General features: G+C 29.5%; 17 protein-coding genes. 4 read left to right on the forward strand and 13 right to left on the reverse strand.

Going from position 1 to position 21206, the window contains the following annotated elements:
- Positions 1-71 precede the first annotated feature (71 nt).
- The 3 genes from galU to EG57_RS0202700 form a co-directional block, all read right to left on the reverse strand.
- On the reverse strand, positions 72-1004 hold the full coding sequence (gene galU / locus EG57_RS0202690) for a UTP--glucose-1-phosphate uridylyltransferase GalU (RefSeq protein ID WP_032075763.1): 933 nt from the start codon (positions 1002-1004) through the stop codon (positions 72-74).
- Positions 1005-1078: 74 nt separating this feature from the next.
- Positions 1079-1498, reverse strand: coding sequence for a GtrA family protein (locus tag EG57_RS0202695; RefSeq protein WP_032075764.1), 420 nt, complete (start codon positions 1496-1498; stop codon positions 1079-1081).
- Positions 1482-2450: a glycosyltransferase family 2 protein gene (locus EG57_RS0202700; protein WP_032075765.1), complete on the reverse strand. Its 969-nt coding sequence runs from the start codon at positions 2448-2450 to the stop codon at positions 1482-1484. The genes EG57_RS0202695 and EG57_RS0202700 overlap by 17 nt, the downstream gene beginning before the upstream one ends.
- A gap of 357 nt (positions 2451-2807) precedes the next feature.
- Between EG57_RS0202700 and EG57_RS0202705 the strand changes: the two genes are divergently transcribed.
- Positions 2808-3002 carry an alpha/beta-type small acid-soluble spore protein gene (locus EG57_RS0202705; protein WP_029162040.1) on the forward strand — a complete coding sequence of 65 codons (195 nt, stop codon included), beginning with the start codon at positions 2808-2810 and terminating at the stop codon, positions 3000-3002.
- Positions 3003-3172: 170 nt separating this feature from the next.
- Positions 3173-3595 carry a YaaR family protein gene (locus EG57_RS0202710; RefSeq protein WP_032075766.1) on the forward strand — a complete coding sequence of 141 codons (423 nt, stop codon included), beginning with the start codon at positions 3173-3175 and terminating at the stop codon, positions 3593-3595.
- A 149-nt stretch (positions 3596-3744) separates the two neighbouring features.
- Here the strand turns inward: EG57_RS0202710 and EG57_RS0202715 are convergent, their stop codons facing one another.
- From EG57_RS0202715 to EG57_RS0202740, 6 genes are all read right to left on the reverse strand, one after another.
- Entirely contained in the window at positions 3745-4719 is a 975-nt protein-coding gene (locus tag EG57_RS0202715; RefSeq protein WP_032075767.1) for a 3D domain-containing protein, read from the reverse strand.
- 127 nt (positions 4720-4846) lie between these two features.
- Positions 4847-6760 (reverse strand): NAD(+) synthase, encoded by a 1914-nt coding sequence (locus EG57_RS0202720; RefSeq protein WP_032075768.1) that lies wholly within the window; start codon positions 6758-6760, stop codon positions 4847-4849.
- A gap of 104 nt (positions 6761-6864) precedes the next feature.
- Positions 6865-7686 carry a ComEC/Rec2 family competence protein gene (locus tag EG57_RS0202725; RefSeq protein WP_032075769.1) on the reverse strand — a complete coding sequence of 274 codons (822 nt, stop codon included), beginning with the start codon at positions 7684-7686 and terminating at the stop codon, positions 6865-6867.
- A gap of 159 nt (positions 7687-7845) precedes the next feature.
- A complete protein-coding gene (locus tag EG57_RS0202730) occupies positions 7846-8715 on the reverse strand; it encodes a CvfB family protein (RefSeq protein WP_032075770.1) in 870 nt (289 codons plus the stop codon).
- Between the two features lie 91 nt (positions 8716-8806).
- On the reverse strand, positions 8807-9706 hold the full coding sequence (locus tag EG57_RS0202735; RefSeq protein ID WP_029162034.1) for an ADP-ribosylglycohydrolase family protein: 900 nt from the start codon (positions 9704-9706) through the stop codon (positions 8807-8809).
- Between the two features lie 178 nt (positions 9707-9884).
- Positions 9885-10385 (reverse strand): gamma carbonic anhydrase family protein, encoded by a 501-nt coding sequence (locus EG57_RS0202740; RefSeq protein WP_032075771.1) that lies wholly within the window; start codon positions 10383-10385, stop codon positions 9885-9887.
- Positions 10386-10653: 268 nt separating this feature from the next.
- Between EG57_RS0202740 and EG57_RS0202745 the strand changes: the two genes are divergently transcribed.
- Positions 10654-13692, forward strand: a complete 3039-nt coding sequence (locus EG57_RS0202745; protein WP_032075772.1) for a vitamin B12-dependent ribonucleotide reductase — start codon at positions 10654-10656, stop codon at positions 13690-13692.
- 726 nt (positions 13693-14418) lie between these two features.
- Complete coding sequence (locus tag EG57_RS0202750; protein ID WP_032075773.1) at positions 14419-15360, forward strand: DUF5050 domain-containing protein; 942 nt, start codon at positions 14419-14421, stop codon at positions 15358-15360.
- Between the two features lie 292 nt (positions 15361-15652).
- Here the strand turns inward: EG57_RS0202750 and EG57_RS0202755 are convergent, their stop codons facing one another.
- The 4 genes from EG57_RS0202755 to EG57_RS0202770 all read right to left on the reverse strand — a co-directional run bounded on the left by EG57_RS0202755 (position 15653) and on the right by EG57_RS0202770 (position 21146).
- Positions 15653-16252, reverse strand: coding sequence for a hypothetical protein (locus tag EG57_RS0202755; RefSeq protein WP_032075774.1), 600 nt, complete (start codon positions 16250-16252; stop codon positions 15653-15655).
- A 76-nt stretch (positions 16253-16328) separates the two neighbouring features.
- The gene (locus tag EG57_RS0202760) at positions 16329-19415 is read right to left on the reverse strand and encodes an efflux RND transporter permease subunit (protein ID WP_032075775.1); all 3087 of its coding nucleotides are present in this window, start codon (positions 19413-19415) and stop codon (positions 16329-16331) included.
- Positions 19416-19426: 11 nt separating this feature from the next.
- The gene (locus EG57_RS0202765) at positions 19427-20659 is read right to left on the reverse strand and encodes an efflux RND transporter periplasmic adaptor subunit (protein ID WP_032075776.1); all 1233 of its coding nucleotides are present in this window, start codon (positions 20657-20659) and stop codon (positions 19427-19429) included.
- A gap of 121 nt (positions 20660-20780) precedes the next feature.
- Positions 20781-21146 (reverse strand): adenine nucleotide alpha hydrolase family protein, encoded by a 366-nt coding sequence (locus tag EG57_RS0202770; protein ID WP_052037722.1) that lies wholly within the window; start codon positions 21144-21146, stop codon positions 20781-20783.
- Positions 21147-21206: the final 60 nt, after the last annotated feature.

Here is a 21206-nt window from a genome sequence, read left to right on the forward strand (position 1 = left end):
TAAAAAAGGAACTGTCGTACTAAGAATCGCTTAATGTAAACTTCTTAATACAACAACACCTTATAATACTTTTATTTAGCCAAGGCCATTTTTCTGGATTCTAACTTATGATAAATCTCTTCATGTATTTTAGCATTATTTACACTTTTTATTGATAAAAGATATGATAGCAAATCTTCCTTTAACTCATCTCGTTTTAAAGCATATTCTATGTTAGCTTTTAAAAATCCTAACTTATCTCCAACATCATATCTTATTCCTTCAAATGAATAAGCATATATAGATTCTTGTTTTGATAATTCTTTTAATGCATCTGTAAGCTGTATTTCCCCACCCTTACCAGGTTTAGTTCTTTCAAGTATTTCAAATATCTCAGGTGTTATAATATATCTTCCAAGAATAGCAATATTTGATGGTGCTTCTTCTTCTTTAGGTTTTTCTATCATATTATTAACTTTATAAACCTTATTTTCAAGTTCAATTCCATTAACAATACCATATTTAGATACTTGAGATTTATTAACTGGCTGAACTCCTAAAACAGAAGTTTTATATTTATCATAGCAATTCATTAATTGTTTAAGACATGGAACTCTACTATCAACTATATCATCACCTAACATTACAGCGAATGGTTCGTCTCCTACAAAATTTCTAGCACGACTTATAGCATGACCTAAACCCTTAGGTTCCTTCTGACGTATATAATAAATATCAGCCATATTACTTATTTCTTTAACTGCCTTTAATAATTCACACTTATTGTTATTTTGCAGTTCATCCTCAAGTTCAACAGATTTATCAAAATGATCTTCTATTGCTCTTTTGTTTCTTCCTGTAATTATTAATATTTCTTCAATTCCTGAAGCAACAGCTTCTTCAACTATATATTGAATAGCAGGTTTATCTACTATTGGCATCATTTCTTTAGGTTGAGCTTTAGTTGCTGGTAAAAATCTTGTTCCTAATCCAGCTGCTGGAATTATTGCTTTTCTTACTTTCATAATAATCATTCCTTTCTCTATATCTACATCGAAAAGTAAATTCAACTTGATTTTTTAAACTCTATATTTCCACTTTAGTTGAATATCCAAAGTTTATATGCAATAAAATTGGTTATTTGAGCCATAAATGTTACAAGTATTTTTGCTAAATATACATTTAATCTGAAATCTTTTACTAAAAGCTTCATAAATATTACTGTAATAGCAAGTGAGATTATATTAACTATAATAAATTGAAACAATTCATTATAAATCTTTTTATTAGACTTCCCCCCTTGAAATGTCCATTTCTTATTAAATATGAAGCTATTTACAACACCAAAACTATATCCCAATACCTGACTTATAGTATAATTTACTCCAATTAAGCTTTGAAATATTGTAAATATTATAAAATCTATAATGGTATTTGATATACCGACTAAAGAAAACCTACTTAAACATTTAAACTTTCCATCAAAAACATAATTCGTTATATTAGCAACTAATTTCATATCTCTTATCAACTCTCTTATAATTTATTGTGCTATCTATTATATATATAGGTCTTCCTTTACTTTCATCAAAAATTCTTCCAATATACTGACCCATTATTCCTATACAAGCAAGTAATAAACCAAACATAGTTATATTTATTGCCAAAATCAGTGGTAAGTTTACTATATTTTTTCCATTAATCAATTGATTTATAACAACACCAATAGTTAAAAATATTCCAGTTATAAAAGTTACTACACCTAGATACCCTGAAATAACTAGTGGTTTATATGACAAAGAAGTTATACCATCCAAGGCTAATTTCATCATCTTTTTTAAAGGATACTTAGTCTCTCCAGCAAATCTCTCCTGTCTTACAAATTCAACACAAGTTTGTTTGTATCCTACCCAACTGACTAAACCTCTTACATATCTATTTTTTTCAGGAAGTGATATTAAAGCATTACATACTTTTCTATCTATGAGTCTAAAATCTCCCGTATCAACTGGAATATCTATAGTTGTCATACTTTTTAGTAATCTATAAAATGCTTTTGCTGTAAATTTCTTAAAAAATGTTTCTCCTTCTCTTTTAGCTCTTTTACCATAAACGACTTCATATCCTTCCTTCCATTTTTTAATCATATCTAAAATAACTTCTGGAGGATCTTGAAGATCTGCATCTATTACAACAACAGCAGCTCCTGACGACATATCCATTCCTGCAGTTATTGCTGCCTGATGACCAAAATTTCGTGAAAAATTAATAAGCTTTATTTTTTCATCATTTCTACATATACCATATACCAAATCAACTGTTTTATCTTTACTTCCATCATTAACAAATAAAATTTCATAATTTTCTTTTGTACTATCCATAACTGATTTTAATCTTCTATAAGTTTCCTGAACAACAAGTTCCTCATTATATAGGGGTACTACTATAGAATACATTATTTTATTATTCATCCAATTCACCTCAATTATTAACATATTTTTAATATGTTCAATTTAAATTATTCATTTCTTTGAATCTATATGCCTATTGTAATCTTCTATTATTACAGTTTAGTTACAACTTAAATACAATTCTATAAATATTTATTATAAAAAAACATTTATACCATTTACATAAAAAGTTATCTTAAAGATAAGTATTTTGTTCATTGCTTTCTTTTAAAATATAAAACTTAAGTATAAATTTAAGGAAAGTAGAAAATCCTTCATGTTTTGCATCTATTTTAATAGAGTAATAATTTTAAAACTGTACAAACTTTTAATAGAATCCAAAAAATATTATAGAGATTCAAAAAGGAGGAATTTATTATGGCAAGTAGAAGTAACAGAGCATTAGTTCCAGAAGCAAAGGATGGATTAAACAAATTCAAAATGGAATCAGCTAATGAAGTAGGCGTAAACCTAAAGCAAGGATACAATGGAGATTTGACTGCAAGAGAAGCTGGATCAGTAGGCGGAAACATGGTTAAAAAAATGGTAGAAGCTTACGAAAAAGGTTTATAATTTAGTACATCTAAAAATAAGGGCTTTGTTCAAATTTTTGAACAAGGTCCTTATTTAATTTTATTAAATAATTTTTGTCGTTTTAAAAGAATTACGATATAATATATATAAGTCAAATCGTGAGTCTTTGAAGTATATATTTAGTTGAAATTTTATTTGGAGGTAATTTTATGGAAATATCTAGACTAGGCAGACCTTCTACAGTTACTACTGAAAAAAAGACTACATCAGTAAAAAAAGATTTTTCCCAAAGCTTCAATTCTCAGATGGAAAAAAAATCTGAAGAACAGCTAAAAGAAATGTTTGATAATATAAAGAAAAAGGGAAATAGACTTGCAATAACAAAATGCTATGCAGACGTTAAAGCTTATAAGAGAATGATTAAGGACTATCTTAGTTCCATACTAAACTATATGTACAGTGTAAAAAAAGATATAAGTTTTTGGCAAACACAATATTTTATAACAGTAGAAACCATAGATAATAAATTAGAAGAGCTTACTCAAATGCTTATGAGCGAACAAAAAGATAACTTAAACGTAGCAGCTACCATTGACGATATTACAGGATTGATGGTTGACATTTACAAATAGGAATAATCATATATTATTTAATAAAATCACATGCATTTAACTAATTTAAAAGGCTGTACCAATATGGTACAGCCTAACTTTGAGCAAACATCCAAACGATTGCTTATTCATCCTATATTAATTAGTAGGACTATTTTTATTATAAACTTTTAATTAAGTACATAAACAGTAACAGTCCTTACTCCCCAACTTTCACATTCACCTTCTGTTGGAAAGAACAAATCTATTCTATTTCCTTTAATAGCTCCTCCTGTATCATCTGCAATGGCATAGCCATAACCTTCTACATAAAGTCTAGAGCCTAGTGGTATAACTCTAGGATCTACAGCTACAGTACTATAACCACTTCCATCTCTTCTAGTTGCAGTTCCTGAAGCAGTAACAGCATCTCCTGAATAGGCAGTTGATCTCATACTTATTACTTGTGAATATGAAACAGACTTAGACATACCACGAGATAATGTACCACTTTGATAAGCTACACTAACGCTAGGAGCTTGTACATTTTGAGCAGCTACTAACTGCTTCTCCTTTTCACTAGCTTGGCCTAAAAGATCTTTTTGTGCTTTTATGTCCTTATTTAAACTCAATAAAGCACTTTCATTACTTGCCTTTAATTGCTGTAACTTGGCATTCTTATCATCTAAAATCTTTTTTTCATTTGTTATTGTCTGTTTTTGTTCTTTTAACTTATTAATAAGGTTTTTGTCAAAATTCATTACTTTTGATATCATATCCATTTTAGACATAAAATCACTCAAATTGTTTGATGACAAAATTACATTAAGATAACCATCATTGTTATTTACATACATGGATCTTACTCTTTTTTTAAACAAATCATCTTGAATTTTTGAATTCTTTTCCACCTCATCTAACTTAGCTTGTGTATTTTTTATGTCTTGTGCAACTTTATTCATATCTTTTTTATTGCTATCAACTTTTTTCATAACTTCGTCAATTTGTTTATTTAAGTCATTAACCTTTGTTTCTAAGGCTTTCTTGTTGTCTTGAACCTGTTTTAATTCATCTGATGCGCTAGTGCTTGGAGCAGCAAGAGCAGTGCTATTTGTCATTAACGTTAATACTAGCATCATAACAACAGATAACGCTTTTTTCTTCAATACAATTCCTCCTTAGGCTAGTTATCAAGTTATTTTTTTGTAATAAACTTGTTAATGTTTTTTATTATATCATTAAAACATATAAAAACTCAACCCCTTTGGAATTATATGGCTTAAATTTTGTAATTTATTTCCAAAGATTGTAACTTGCATCAGAAGGCATCCTAAAATCTCCTCTTGGTGAAAGGCTTACAGTTCCTACCTTTGGACCATCTGGTATAGCAGATCGTTTAAATTGTTGAGTAAAGAATCTTTTTATAAATTTTTCAAACCATTTCTCTATAATTTCGTTATCATAGTCATCTTTAAATACTTCCTTTGCTAAAAAAAGTATTTTATTAGGTTCAGCACCTTGTCTTATGAAATTGTACAAGAAAAAGTCATGAAGTTCATAAGGACCTACTATATCTTCAGTTTTTTGTGCAATTTCACCATTCTTATCTTTAGGAAGAAGTTCTGGGCTTACAGGAGTATCTAGAATATCCATTAATATATCAGAAACATCTTTAGGAACTTCTGTTTCAGCTACATATTTCACCAAATATCTAACCAATGTCTTAGGTATAGAGCAATTTACACCATACATAGACATATGATCTCCATTATATGTGCACCATCCCAAAGCAAGCTCTGATAAATCTCCAGTTCCTATTAAAAGTCCACCTTCTTTATTAGCTATATCCATAAGAATTTGAGTTCTCTCTCTTGCTTGAACATTTTCATATGTTACATCATGTTTCTCTACATCATGGCTTATATCCTTAAAGTGTTGTAAACAAGCTGGAACTATATTTATTTCTCTAAATTCCGTTCCAAGTTTTTTACATAAATTTACAGCATTATTGTAAGTTCTATCTGTTGTTCCAAAACCAGGCATAGTTACAGTTATTATGTTCTCGCTTTGAATATTTAACATGCGAAAGGTTTTTATCATAACTAATAAAGCTAATGTAGAATCCAATCCACCAGATATTCCTACTACAGCCTTCTTCACTCCTGTATGATTTATTCTTTTTGCAAGCCCAGAAGTTTGTATATTAAATATCTCCTTGCATCTAATATCTCTTTCCTCTTTATTAGAAGGCACAAAAGGATGTTTATCTATATACCTATCAAAATTCTTGTAATCTAAATTTTTAAATTCAAAACTTATCTGTAGAGGCTCAACAGGTATTAGCCTAGTACTATCTCTAAAGCTTACATTTCTCAACCTTTCACTATTTAATTTATTTACATCTACAATTGAAGTTATTACTTCATTTTCTCTTTGAAATCTATTATTATGTTTTAAAATACTGCCATTCTCACCTATAATCAAATCACCACTAAAAACTAAATCTGTAGTAGATTCAAACACACCCGAAGATGCATATATATATGATGCCATACATCTAGCACTTTGAGCTTTTACTAAATCTTTTCTATAATCAGCTTTGCTTACGCTTTCATTTGAAGCAGAAAGGTTTCCTATAATATTTGCTCCCATTAAACTTAAATAACTGCTTGGTGGAATAGTAACCCAAAGATCTTCACAAATTTCAAATCCAAATTTAAAATCATCACAAGCAAATATTAAGTTAGTTCCAAAAGGAATTTCTTGTTGAAAAAACAAATTTAATTTTTTATTTACAATGCCTATACCTTCTGTAAACCATCTTTTTTCATAAAATTCTGTATAATTTGGAATATAACTTTTAGGTACTATTCCAAGTACTTTCCCATTAAAAATTATGTATGCACAATTATATAAACAATTATTATGTATAAGTGGTGCTCCTACAGCTACAAGTATATCCTTTTCTTTAGAATAACTACATATATGTTCTACTCCTTCTATAGCTTCATTAAGCAATAACTGCTGCCAAAAAAGATCAGCACAAGTGTAGGACGTTATACAAAGCTCAGGAAAAACTACAAGCTTTGAACCTTGTTCAATAGCATTATCTATACAATTAACTATGTTTTTTAAATTGAATTTTATGTCAGCTACATTAGTTATAGGACTAGCTGCCGCTACCCTTATAAAATTATCAGTTGGCATGTTATCATCCCTTTCCTTTATATTATTCCTTGCAAAACTAAAATTATCCAATTATAATTATCATTTAGAAATTTTAAATTGTCAAACTATAAATTTTCACTTAATTACTTAATCTTTATACTTAAATCCGATCTTGCCATTTTTAAAATTCCATTTTTAATTACTATATCTCCTTGCAAATCTGTTCTTATAACTATACTTCCTGTATTACTTATTCTATTTAAAACCTTATTTTCTGGACTCTCCACCCCATTAGAAGTTATTATTCCAATTTTGGGAGAAGTTTTTTTTAAAAAACCTTCGGTACTACTTGTGTTTAAACCATGATGTGGTACCTTTAGAACATCACAGTGACTTATCTTTCCATTATTTATCATGTACTCTTCTTCTGTTTTTTCACAATCAGCTGCAAATAAATAATTTATCCCATCTATTTCACCTTGTAATACTATAGAATTATTATTTTCTATCCTTTTATCCTCTTTAAATGGAGTTAAAGCCTTTAAATTCATTTTTCCTTCTTTCAAAATATAATTATTGGATATATATTTCACATTAATACCTTTTTTAGTCAATTGTTTATAAATTGTATATTTTACTTTATCATCATGCATTGGCAATAATACTTTGTTTACCTTTTTACTTTCTACTATCGCTAATAATCCACCATAATGATCATCATGATAATGAGTTAAAATCACTGTATCTATCTTATTTATTTCATTTGCATCTAAATATTTTAAAATTTTATCAGAATAATAAGACGCTCCTGTATCTATTAAATAATTATTAATATCTGTTTTTATTAATATACAATCACTTTGCCCCGTATCTAAAAAATGTACTTCATATCTATTTTGCTTAGCAAACACACTGTTTGTTGTGAGAATTATAATCATAAATAGTATCATTAATTTTTTTTTCAATTAAAATCAGCTCCAATTTCTATTTCCCACTTATTTTTTGTTTCTTTTATCATAATATGACTGTAAAATGTACGAAAAATAACAAAAATACACCAGTGGTGACTTTTAACACCAATGATGTATTTTTGAATCAATGATACTTATTAAGTTATCCAAACATTACTTCAGTCTTGTTCCATTCTCATCTTGTTCTACAATTCCCTGCTTCATAAGTCCTCCTAAAGCATTTTTAAAATAATTCTTGCTCTCATGAAATACTTTTCTTATATCTTCTGGAGAACTTTTATCATTAAAAGGCATACTTCCATTGTTTTTCTTAAGATATTGAATTATACTTTCCTGGAGCTCAGTTCTTTCATCCTCAGCTCTTTTTCTTGGTGTAAGACCTATTTTCCCATCCTCATATATTTTTTTAACTCTAAGTTTTAACTCATATCCTTCTTTTAAATCTATAAAATATTCATTTTTAAGTATTACCCCTCTATATTTTTTATCTACAGCTATCATAACACTTCTATTAGTTTGAAAACCATAGATAATCCCTGTAACCTCGTCCCCTACTCTATATTTACAATTTAAAATCTCATCTGTTTCTTCTACATTTAAATTTTCTAGGTATCTATCTATATCTGTAGTAGCCGCAATTCTATTTGTTTTGTCTAAATATATATAAAACAAGTAATAGCTACCTATTTCCAAGCTATAAACTTGTTCTTTCATTGGAACAAAAATATCTCTTTCCATTCCAAAATCTATGAAACTCCCTATTTTGGTTTTAGACACTACTTTAAGGTATGCAATTTCTCCAACTTTAGCTATAGGCTCTTTTAAAGTAGCTATAATTCTATCTTTGGAATCCCTGTATATAAAAGCATTAACTTCATCACCTATGGAAATTTCTTTTTCTAACGCACTTTTATTAGGCAAAAGTATATCATCACTAGTATTTCCTGTACCCGCATCTAAATAATAACCAAAATCCGCTTTTCTAATAACCTTTAATGCATTAAACTCTCCTATGTTTATCACTTAACTTCAACTCCCTATATAAATAGATATAATAACTTAATCTAATCTATTATATCCTATTAGTTAAATAGTTACTATCATTTAATTAACATTATATAGAATTTTTTCTGAGCACCTTATCTTGTATTTTCCTTCCAATTTCAATTAACTTATCTTTAACTAATATCTTTTCTCTCCATCTTTTAGGTATGTCATCAATTCCATAATAAACTCCTGCTAATCCTCCTGCTATTGCCCCAATAGTATCTGGATCTCCATAAATATTTGCCGCCTCGCAAATAGCATCTTCTGAATTACTATTATTTATAAAACACCACAAAGCACATTGTAATGTGTCAATCACATATCCAGAAGGATTCAATTCTATTTTTTTAGTAGACATTATATCTTCATAATCTTGATATTTTAAAGTTTCTTCTTCTATAACCTTTAGCTTTTCCTCACCATTTAAATATCTATAAATTATTGTATTATACAATTCACAGGCTTCAGCTGCTTTTTCATCATAATGAGTAAGCATAGACTGTTCTCTGCTTATTTTTATTATTTTTTTCAAATCATCATAATAAAGAGCTACAGGAATACACCTCATTAAAGTTCCATTCCCTGCTGAATGTTGATTTAGATGTTTATGTGCATAAGAAGCTGCCTTTTTCCAACTATTGTATTTTTTATATCCTTCCATTGCAAGTTTTACAGTGTTTCCAACATCCTTAGGATCAGTATCATACCAACTAATAAAGTTTTTTCCTATACATTTTATCGGATCTTTAGGATTTTCTAATATGCCTTCAGCTACTGCAATAGTCATCATAGTATCATCTGTAACCTCTCCAGGCTTTAAGTTCCAAACACCCCCACCAATTATTTCTTTCAAATATCCATATTCTTCTTTACCTTCCTTTTTAGAAAGAAACTCTAATGTTCCACCTAGTGCGTCTCCACAAGCTATTCCAAATAATCCTCCAAATATTCTGTCTTCTTTTTTCATATATATCCCCCCTTTTGATTCTTGAAATATATAAAAACAAACATTATTATTTATCTATTCTTTAAATTTTATTATAATTCTTCTAGTTTATTCTTTGCAAGGATTTATTTTACATAGGATTATCTACTTTAATATAATTGCTAAAATAAAAAGAGTATGAGATAAAAACCATACTCTATTACTTATGATCATTAGCTTCTTCAATATACTCAAAAGCTGAATTTCTAATTTTTTCTTTTTCATCTTCTGTAAGTTCACGTATAACTCTTGCAGGTGATCCCATACATAAAACTCCTGAAGGTATCTTTTTTCCTTCAGTTACTAAACTTCCTGCACCTATAATAATCTCATCTCCTATTTCTGCATCATTCAAAATAATTGATCCCATACCAATCAAACAATTATTCCCAATTTTACATCCATGTATAACGGCATTATGTCCAACAGTTACATATTCACCTATTTCCACAGAACTATTATTTCCTATATGTACAATACAATTATCTTGAATATTACTGCCTTTTCCTATATTTATAGAATTACAATCCCCTCTAAGTACAGTACCATACCAAATGCTAACATCTTGTGCCAGAGTAACTCTTCCTATAACATCTGCGCTATGTGCTATAAAAACACTTCTATCTATTACAGGTTTTATATCTTTATAATTAATTATCACTTTAACACCTCTTTGGAAAAATTTTTTATAATATTATAGCAAATTAAAATTGTATTGTCTAAATTCACTTTTATCTATTAGACTACGTTTTAGAAAACCACGTTTAAAAATTAGGCCCTTTCCTTGTAAATAACCAATGTTTATTAACAATATGTATTGTTGAATTTAGCATAAATATACTTTATAATAAATATACTACATATAGTATTACATTACAACATCCATACTATATATAGTATGGATTTATAATATGAGGAGGAAATTTATTTTGAAATCCCTGACTGATTTATTCAAAAGATATTATACAAAGGAATTAGAAAACACTTCTGATAAGACAGTCTATGACTTATTTACATGGAAGAAAACAGATGTTTTTCTAAAGGACCATAAAAGCGGTAAAGTACTAGTTGACATGAAGGATCTGGAATTTCCTGAGCAATATTCACAAACAGCTTGTGATATTATAGCCTCTAAATATTTTAGAAAAGCAGGTGTTCCTAATGAAAATGGCTATGAAAGCAGTATGAAATCCATAGCTCATAGGATGGTTAATTTTTGGTGCGAGGCTTTAAAAGATGAAGGTATTATAAAAACTGAAAAAGAAGCTTCTATATTTTATGACGAAAGCGTATATGCCTTATTAAATCAAATGTATGCACCTAATTCACCACAATGGTTTAATACAGGTCTTGCTCAATCATATAATATAAAAGGGAGTAAACAAGGTCTTCATTATTTTGATGAAAATATAGGAAAAGTAGTTGATTCCTCTGATAACTATACTAGAACTCAAGCTTCAGCTTGCTTCATATTATCTATAGAGGATAAACTTTTAGGTCCTCATTCCATATCAGAACAATATGTTACAGAAACAAAGCTTTTTAAGGGAGGATCTGGAACAGGTACTAATTTTTCTTCTATAAGAGCCAAAAATGAAAAACTTTCTGGAGGTGGCTTTTCATCTGGTTTAATGAGCTTCTTAAAAGGTCTAGATAGAAATGCTGGTGCCATAAAATCTGGTGGTACCACAAGAAGAGCTGCCAAAATGGTATGTTTAGACGTTGACCATCCTGAAATTATGGACTTCATAAACTGGAAAGCTAAAGAAGAGAATAAAGTAAGAGCTCTTGGTAAAATGGGTTATGATATGGACATTGATGGTGAAGCTTATGAAACAGTATCCGGACAAAACAGCAACAACTCTGTTAGATTTTCAGATTATTTTATGAATAAAGTTGACAATCTAAACAATAACCCTGATGAAACCATAGATCTTAAAGGTAGAGTTGATTCAAAACTAGATAAAACTATTGGTGTATCTGATATTTGGGAAGCTTTCAATTCTTCTTCTTGGCAATGTGCAGATCCTGCTCCTCAATTTAATGATACCTTTAATGCTTGGCATACGTGTCCAGCTGGAGAAGATGGTGTTTTAAATACTCCATACAATAGAATTAATTCAACTAATCCATGTGGTGAATATGCCTTTTTAGATGATTCTTCTTGTAATTTAGCTTCTATAAATATATATAGATTTTATAATAATACTACACATAAATTTGATATAGATGGATATCTGCATGTCATAGGTATAGTTCAATTAATTCTTGAATCTTCTATACACTGGGGTCAGTATCCAACAGAAGATATTGCAAGAAAGAGTTACCTATTTAGACCTACTGGACTTGGTATATCTAATGTAGCATCACTTTTTATGGTAATGGGGTATGCTTATGATTCTGATGAGGCTAGAAATCTAGCATCCTCATTAATAGGAATTCTTACAGGTTATTCATACTATACATCATCTTTGATTTCTAAAGAAATTGGTGCCTTTAAGAAGTTTGAAATAAATAAACCTTATATGATGAGAGTTATTAGAAATCATGTAAGAACTGCAGGAATTAATCCTGATGATGTTATCAAAAATAGTAATACTAAATATGGTAATGATTTTGAAGACTTAAATTATACTCCAATAAAAGTAGATCATAATATTTTAGATAAAGAAGATTTAAAATATATAAGTCTATGCCTTAAAGATTGTTGGAGTAAGGCCTTAAGTTATGGAGAAGAGTATGGATATAGAAATGCACAAGTTTCAGTAATAGCTCCCACTGGAACTATCTCCTTTGCTATGGACTGTGGTGCTACATCAATCGAACCATTTTTTAGTCATATAGTATATAAAAAACTTTCAGGTGGTGGGTTTTTGACCATAATAAATCCTGTTATAACTGTAACTTTAAAAAATCTTGGATATTCAAATGATGAAGTAGAAGATATTTTAGACTATGTACTTGAAAAAGAAACCGTAACAGAAAATGGATTTACATACGAAAAAGTTTTAGATGGTAAGATTGAAGGTGCACCACATTTAAAAGAAGAACATTTACCTATTTTCGATACTTCTAATAGATGTGGAAGCGGAGAAAGATATATATCTCCTATGGGACACGTACTTATGGTAGCTTCCATAACTCCACTTATATCTGGAGCAGTATCAAAAACTGTAAATTTACCTAAAACTGCTAGCATAGATGATTTTAAAAATATAGTATTATCTTCTTGGAAACTAGGGGTAAAGGGTGTGGCACTTTATAGGGATTCTTCTAAAGCTGCTCAACCTTTAAACACCACGCTTACTGATAATGTGGATTTAAAGCTTGAAGATTTAACTTACAAGCAGCTCCTTCAAAAAGCTAGAAATTCACAAAAAGGAATAAGGATCTCAAGACGAGATAAACCTATAGGCATAAGATGTGGCACTACTCACCCTGCTCAAATTGATGACGTTAAAATATATACTACTGTTAATAGACGTGAAAATGGTGAAATATCAGAAATATATATAACTACAGATAGAGAAGGTACCATAATAACAGGACTTTTAAATTCATTGTCTAAGGCTGTTTCTGTGATGCTTCAATATCATGTACCACCTCAAGACATTGCAAGAATGTTAAGAGGTCAAAAATATGAGCCTTATGGTTTTGTACAAAAACATCCTTATATAAAGCATGTATCTTCAATATCTGATTTAATAAGTAAAGTTATCGATATTGAACTTGGAGATTTTTCAAGATGTCAGGTTAAGCCCGAAAATTATGATAAAAATACTTTAAATGTAAATACAGAAACTGCTGTATCTTCATCCAATATTCCAGAAAATAAACTTAAAATAAAAAAAATCGATGGCGAAAGGCTCTATAATGTTACTTGTCCAAATTGTTCTGGTACCAGAATGGTAAGGAATGGTACTTGTATGGTTTGCCTAGATTGTGGCTCTACTACTGGCTGCAGCTAATAAATAAAGTATTTCTATGAATATTAGAACAAGTACAACTTTGACCTTCACTAGTACAACTTTGATGGTTACTGAAACAACTTCGACCTTTCCTGGTACAACTTTGAGGGTTACCAGGAAGTGAATATTTATTCATTAACATTTAAATAAAAATAAGCTTTAGATACTTTAAATGAGTACTTAAAGCTTATTTTTTCTGCTAAAATACATCTTGTTATAGATAACAATTTTAAAATTAAACGCTTATTCAAAAAAGAAAAGAAATAATATTATACTATCACTGTGGGATATAATTATTTTCCTAAACATTTAGTTCATAGTTGTAAAGTATTATAGTTTTAAGATTAACAGTTAATATTATTGATTCTAAAGAATTATAAATATACTAAACTTATAATTAAGCTTAGGGTGTTTTGTTTTATAGAAAGTGCTTCATAATATCAAAAATATTGGGCTTACGTTAGTAATATATTAGACATCATAATAATTGAAATACTTAAGTTTGATATAAAATTGGAATTAAATATGAAATAATACTCGTATATGAAATAAATAAATTGTTTTAAAATGTTTATAAAAACTGGTATTTTATGTTAAAAAAAAACGATTAGTCGTGTAAAATTATAATATCGTATGTATTTTTATTTTATTACTAGGATTTAAAAATTACAGATGTTAACGAAATTTTAGATTTATTTGTACAATATAAATCATGATAACTTAAGGTTGTTTCATCAAAAAATAAAATTGTATATATTTACTATATTTGTAATTCTTTCTTTTACAGCCTGTTCATCAAACTCAAAATCAGTTGATTCAGTTAATAATGAAAATAAAACTGAAGTTGCTAAACCAAAAGTTGATATTACAAAAAATATTACTAAATTTTTAAGTAATAACACAAATATAGGATTGTTTCGGGATAAATATAACTATTGCGATGATAAAGAATATATTTATTATGGAACTGATGGAAAAATAAAAAAATTTAATAAAACAACATCAGAAGATAGTTTAGTTACTGATAGGAAATTAGACAGCATAGAACAAATTATCTTGGATAATAATAATTTATATTTTGTTAATTGTTATAATAATAGTAAGTATCAAATTTATCAATATGATCTTAAAAACTCTCAAGAAAAAACAATTAAAGATTTATCTAATGAACAAGTATCAGGAGTTAAAATATTTGTTAAAAATAATGAACTTTACTATGTAAAAGATTCATCAATTTCAAAGATTGCTTTAAATTCTCAAAAAGAAGAATTAGTATATTCCGATAAATATGGAATCAATAATATAATTTTAGATAACAATACATTTTATTATACAACAGTTGAATTTAACAGTGCTGTTAATCAACTTTGCAAATATGACTTAAGTTCTAAGACAAAAAATGTAATATATTCATTTAAATCAGATAATATATTTGATAATATTACGTATTCCTCCAGAAGAATTGTAAAAACAAAAGATAGACTATTTTACATTGGAAACACATCCAAACTAATGAGTATTAGTAAAGATGGTGGTGAACCACAAGAATTAATAAAAGATAATGTAGCCGATATAGTAACTATGAATGATAAAATATATTTTATAAATATGAATGATAAGTACAGACTATATTCTGTAAGTGTTCACTGTCTTCCATTTCTTTCATAACATAATTGATTCTACGTTTTTGATAATCAATTCTTGTTTCACATTCTACATTTATAAGTTCAAAACATTACAACTATCAGAATTTGACAAATATATTGATCCTAACACTTATAAGAGTAATGTTGCAAAATTCCATTATGCTTCAAAATAAACTTCTAACAATTTTTATATCTAATGTTTTGTTTTTAGTGACCTAGAAGTCTAAATTATATCCTTTAGTCTTCTAGTTGTAAATAATTTGAATTATAAGTTGATGACCTTTGCACCGATGGTAATGAGCGTAGCGAATTTGCTATTTCCCTGGACTTGTATCTATATTAGATGAATCTTGTCCTCTACTTCCTAATTCACTATTATATTGTGATGCTGATATCTTTCCTTTCGCATATAATTCCTTAAGTTCTGAATCTGTATATTGTGAAAGATTTGTTGTGGATTCATTACTGCTACTATCCTCATCAGTAGACTTTGATGCATTTTCAGAAGTATTAGTCTTAGAAGATTCCAATGCACTTGCACCTTTTCTACTAATTTCTACAGTATCTCCCTGGGGCGAAACATATTTAGTTGCTAGGTCTGTATTATTTGTTGATGTCACATCTTTCTGAATTTTTTCAACCTTCTTAGTATTATTAGTTTCCTGTGCATTTGTTTTTGAATTCTTAATCTTAGAAGATTCCAATGCACTTGCACCTTCTCTGCTAATTTCTACAGTATCTCCCTGGGACGAAACATATTTAGTTGCTATGTCGATATTATTTGCCGACTTTGCCCTTTTATCATCTTTTTCCACGCTCTCTTGGTTATCTGTTTTTTGTGCATTTGTTTGAGAATTCTTAACCCTTAGACTTTCATACGTGCTGTTATTTGTTCCTCCAATTTTAATATCCATTCTCATTATCTCCTTTTCTTATTATTTTTAATATTACCAGCTTACCTACCACTAAGTAAGCTGGTAATTAATATATCTAGTTATTTCTATGCATTTCAGTTTTTGACAATTTGTTCAGGTTCTTTTTTCTGGAAAATCCTTTCATATCATCTAATATTGTGTATATACACGGTACAACAAAAAGTGTTAACAATGTAGAAGTAATTAATCCTCCTATAATTGCATAGGCCATTGGAGAACGTGTTGATGCACTAGAACCACTACCAATCGCTGTAGGAATCATACCAAAAATCATTGCTAAGGTTGTCATAAGAATTGGTCTTAAACGAGTATGTCCAGCTTGAATTATAGACTCTGATCTTTCTATTCCTTCAGCACGTTTTTGCTTTGCAAAATCGATAAGCAAAATGGCATTCTTAGTAACCAATCCCATAAGCATTATAATACCTATAGCAGACATTATATTTAAATCTTTGTTACCAATAAATAATCCCAAGATAGCACCAATAATTGCTAGCGGCAAAGAGAATAAAATAGCTAATGGGTCTATAAAGCTCTCAAATTGAGCTGAAAGCACTAAGAAAATAAATAGAATACCCATTCCAAGTGCAGTAGCTAAACTTTTAAAGCTATCTACCATATCTGCTTGATCTCCACCAGCACCTGTAGTTACACCACTTGGAGGCTTAAGATCGTTTTCTAATTTCTTATTAAACTCCATATTAATCGTTCCTGAAGTAACATCTGATGTATTATTTGCAGTTAACTTAATTTCCCTTGCTTTATCGTATCTATTAATTGTAGATGAAGCGGTAGTGAAAACTTTTTTAGTAACTTGATCAATAGGAATCATCTTACCTTCTGAGTTGGATACATAGATACCCTGCAAACTGTCAAAATCTTTTCTTTGATCATCCTGTAATTTTGCAACAACATCATATCTGTCTTTATCAGTTTCAAATTTAGTTACTGTAGAACCATTAAATAGGATATTTAAAGTTCTAGAAATAGAATTTGCATCTACACCTAAGTCTGCAGCCTTATCTCTATCTACTTCTAGTTTTACCTGTGGTTGTCCAGCTTTATAACTAAGAGATACATCTATTGCTCCTTTAGTATTTTTTAATGCTTTTTCAGCTTTTAGAGCATACTCATATAACTGATTAAAGTCCTGTCCCTGTAGATGAAATGTAATTGACTTCCCAGAGCCCATTCCAGTGCTTGTATTAACAGCTAACTGAATTCCTGACATTTTTGATAAATCATCATGAATTTTGTTTGCAATCTCCTTAGTAGATTCTTTTCTTTTTTTCTGATCTATTAATTTCACTGAAATATTTATACTGCCAGATTTAACTGTGGAATATACATATTTTATATTTGATGAGTTCTTCTTAATAATAGCCTCCATATTTTTTGTAGTGTTTGAAGCATTATTTAAAGTACCTCCAGAATCAAGCGATGCTTCTACAGTAATATTTCCGTCATCAGATGCGGTAATAAAACTTGTATTTAGCTGAGTAGCTAACAGCAGACTAGCAAAGAACATCATTATAGGTATTATGATAGTTAATTTTCTATGGCGCAAGGATACTCTTAAAATCTTAGCATATATGTTAGACAAACTATCAAACCAGTTATTAAACCAATCTAAAAAACCTCCAATAAGTGGTATCTTTTTATCTTTTTCATGCCTCAAGTACTTTGATGAAAGCATAGGAACTAGCGTAAAAGATATAAATAGTGAAATTAACACAGCAATAGCAACAGTAAGGCCAAATTGTTTGAAGAACTTACCAATCATACCACTAACCATAGCTATAGGAGTAAATACTGCTGCTACTGCAAAGGTAGTTGCCATAACTGCCAAGCCAATTTCAGCAGTACCATCTTTTGCTGCTTGAATAGGTGATTTACCCATATTCAGGTGACGAGAAATATTTTCAATAACAACAATAGCATCATCAATTAAAAGTCCAACAGAAAGGGATAATCCCATTAAGGACATTGTATTAAGGGAAAAGTTCATAAGTTTTAGTCCGATAAATGTAGTGATAATAGATACTGGAAGACTTATAGCACTAATGGAAGTACTACTCCATTCCTTTAGAAACATAAAAATTATAAGTATAGCAAGGACACAACCCTCAATTATTGTTCGTTTAACATCATTTACAGAATCTTTTATATCTGTTGAGTTATCAGTAACAATTTGAAGCTTTACACCTTTAGGTAAAGATTGCTGGATACTAGAAATTCCCTTTTTTATATCTTCTGCTACCTGTACTGTATTAGTTCCGGATTGCTTAACAACATCGATACCTATGGCTTCCTTTCCATTATAATAAGTTAAGCTATCTTTCGCCTTTAACCCATCTTCCACAGTAGCTATATCTCTAACCCTAATTTCCACACCATTTCGCTTTGCAACTAAAACATTGTTGAAATCATCTACGTTTTTTATAGTACTATTAGTTTTCAAAGTAATTTCTTTATCTTCACTAGAAACCTTACCACTAGAGGCGTTAATATTATCATTACCTAAACTTTGTGTGACCTCCGAAGGAGCTATATTATAAGCAGCTAACTTATTTTTGTCTAATTTTATATGGATTTCTCTATCCTGCTTACCGTTAACTTTAACGGAACCTACTCCCTTTATGGCACTTAATTTTTTCGAAATGCTATCATCAACTATTTGAGATAATTCACCATTAGACTTATCATCACTAGTGAGAACAAGAGAAACAATTGGTGATGCACTTATATCCATCTTTGACACAACAGGAGTATCTATATCTTGAGGTAGTTGCCCCTTAATACTATCAATTTTATCTTTAACATTCTGTAATGCCTGATTAGCATCTGTTTCAAGTGAAAATTCAATTGTAGTATTTGAATTACCATCTGTTATAGTAGAGGTAATATGCTTTACTCCCGATATTTGGGCTACTGCGTCTTCTATCTTTTTGGTTATTTTTGATTCCATCTGGTCTGGAGCCGCCCCATTCTCAGTTATTTGTACTGAAGCATAAGGGGCATCTACATCTGGCATATTGTTAACTGGTAAACCTGTATAACAAACTATACCTACAGCTAACATTGCAATCATTATTACAGTGATGAATACTGGTCTTTTTATACTAAGATTTGCAATAAACATAATTTCACCTCCTATTTAGAAACTACTGTTATAGCCTCACCATCCAATAATGTACTTACATTAGTAATAATAACTTCATCTCCTGCCCGTATTCCAGATTTGATTTCTACATTATCTTGACTAACCTCTCCTGTAGTCACAGTGCATTTTTTAGCTACACCTTTATTATTTACAAAAACGTAGTAGTTTCCTTCACTACCACCTAGTGCTTGAGTTGGTAATGACATAGATTTTTTAGTAGTACCTGTTTCAATTTCTACCTTTCCAAAAACACCAGATTTTAATTCACCATTTTTATTATCAATTTTAATTTTGCAGCTAAACACTCTAGCTGAGGAATCAGCTACCGCATCTATATTTTGAATAATGCCTTCATATTCCTTAGAATTTTCTGTATCAAGCTTTAAGATAGCCTTTCCACCTACTTTTATGTATGCTAAATCAGTATCTTTTACTTGTATAACAGCATTTATACTAGATGTATCTTTTACCTTTCCAAGTACTGTTCCGATATTTACATACTGCCCTACACTAACATTTTTTCCATCCATAACACCACTTATTGGAGCTGTAATAGTTGTATTCTGTAGTGAATTCTGCTGTGTATTTAGATTTACCTGCGCTGAATTTATATTAGCCTTCTGTGTTTCAATACTAAGTTTAGCTGATTCTATGCTATTCTGTGCTGAAGCTAAATCTGATTGTGCGTTTTTCAAGGCATCTTCTGCACTTTCAAATTCTGATTTGGAAATTGCCCCTTGATCATAAAGAGCTTTCTTTCTATCATAATCACGCTGGGCTGACTGGTAGCTTGTCTGCATTTTTTGCATTGATAATTCAGAAGAAGTCACTTGATTCTCTGTAGCTTTTAATTGTGCTTCTGCAGAAGAAACCTGTGCTTCAGAAGATGATACATTATTTCTTACATCAGTATCATCTAATTTTACTAAAGCTTGCCCTTGAGTTACTGTCTTTCCATTTTCAAACAATATCTGAGTAACCTTTCCTCCAACTTTATTAGCTATATCTCCCGATTGTACTTCTTCTAAAGAAGCCTTGAATGTTGCTTTTGCACCGCTTGTAGCTTCTTGTACTTTTTGTGTTTTAATAGATACCTTGCTTTTTGAAGTAGCTGTAGTTTTATTTGTTTTTCCCGAAAATGCGATTTTTCCAATAAATAAAGCAATAATAATTACCAGTAAAACAGCTAACTTTTTCTTACTCTTTTTTATACCTTTAATCATTTTTATACCTCTACTTTCTTTTTTACTATTTAAGACATGGTTTAAAGTGATCTTTTACCTTTAAATCTAAATACTTGTAAATATAATATCTATAGCTATCACATTGATACTAGGATATTATTTAATTTTGAATGAATACCTGAATACTAGGGAAGGTCTCCTGGATTTTTGAAATAAAATTATCCTGTTCTGATTTTGGAATTCTCCCTAGAAGCAACTGCTTTATTTTATTTCTGTTAATATAATCAATTACTATATCACTAAAATTATTTCCCCAATAAACCTGCATATCTACATTCAAAAATTTACATACACCAAACAAATATTCTAACCTTGTGTCTTTAATGTTTTTTGATTGTTTGCTATTTTGTATGTTTAGAATCTTTAGCTTTAAATTTCCTTTGTCTGCCATGCAGTACCCTTCTTTTATAAGTTTTTCGCCATCTACCTGATTAGTGATACAAACTAAAATTATGCTCTGTTGCAATAGTTTTCCCTCCCCTACCACTTATTAACTGCATAGTACCGTATAATTGTGGCTGAAATG

This window comes from Clostridium drakei (assembly GCF_000633595.2).
Classification (GTDB): domain Bacteria; phylum Bacillota; class Clostridia; order Clostridiales; family Clostridiaceae; genus Clostridium_AM; species Clostridium_AM drakei.

Coding starts and splice junctions, on each gene's coding strand:
- galU (WP_032075763.1), bottom strand. CDS start 1,004: ATGAAAGTAAGAAAAGCAATAATTCCAGCAGCTGGATTAGGAACAAGA.
- EG57_RS0202695 (WP_032075764.1), bottom strand. CDS start 1,498: ATGAAATTAGTTGCTAATATAACGAATTATGTTTTTGATGGAAAGTTT.
- EG57_RS0202700 (WP_032075765.1), bottom strand. CDS start 2,450: ATGAATAATAAAATAATGTATTCTATAGTAGTACCCCTATATAATGAG.
- EG57_RS0202705 (WP_029162040.1), top strand. CDS start 2,808: ATGGCAAGTAGAAGTAACAGAGCATTAGTTCCAGAAGCAAAGGATGGA.
- EG57_RS0202710 (WP_032075766.1), top strand. CDS start 3,173: ATGGAAATATCTAGACTAGGCAGACCTTCTACAGTTACTACTGAAAAA.
- EG57_RS0202720 (WP_032075768.1), bottom strand. CDS start 6,760: ATGCCAACTGATAATTTTATAAGGGTAGCGGCAGCTAGTCCTATAACT.
- EG57_RS0202735 (WP_029162034.1), bottom strand. CDS start 9,706: ATGAAAAAAGAAGACAGAATATTTGGAGGATTATTTGGAATAGCTTGT.
- EG57_RS0202755 (WP_032075774.1), bottom strand. CDS start 16,252: ATGGATATTAAAATTGGAGGAACAAATAACAGCACGTATGAAAGTCTA.
- EG57_RS0202760 (WP_032075775.1), bottom strand. CDS start 19,415: ATGTTTATTGCAAATCTTAGTATAAAAAGACCAGTATTCATCACTGTA.
- EG57_RS0202765 (WP_032075776.1), bottom strand. CDS start 20,659: ATGATTAAAGGTATAAAAAAGAGTAAGAAAAAGTTAGCTGTTTTACTG.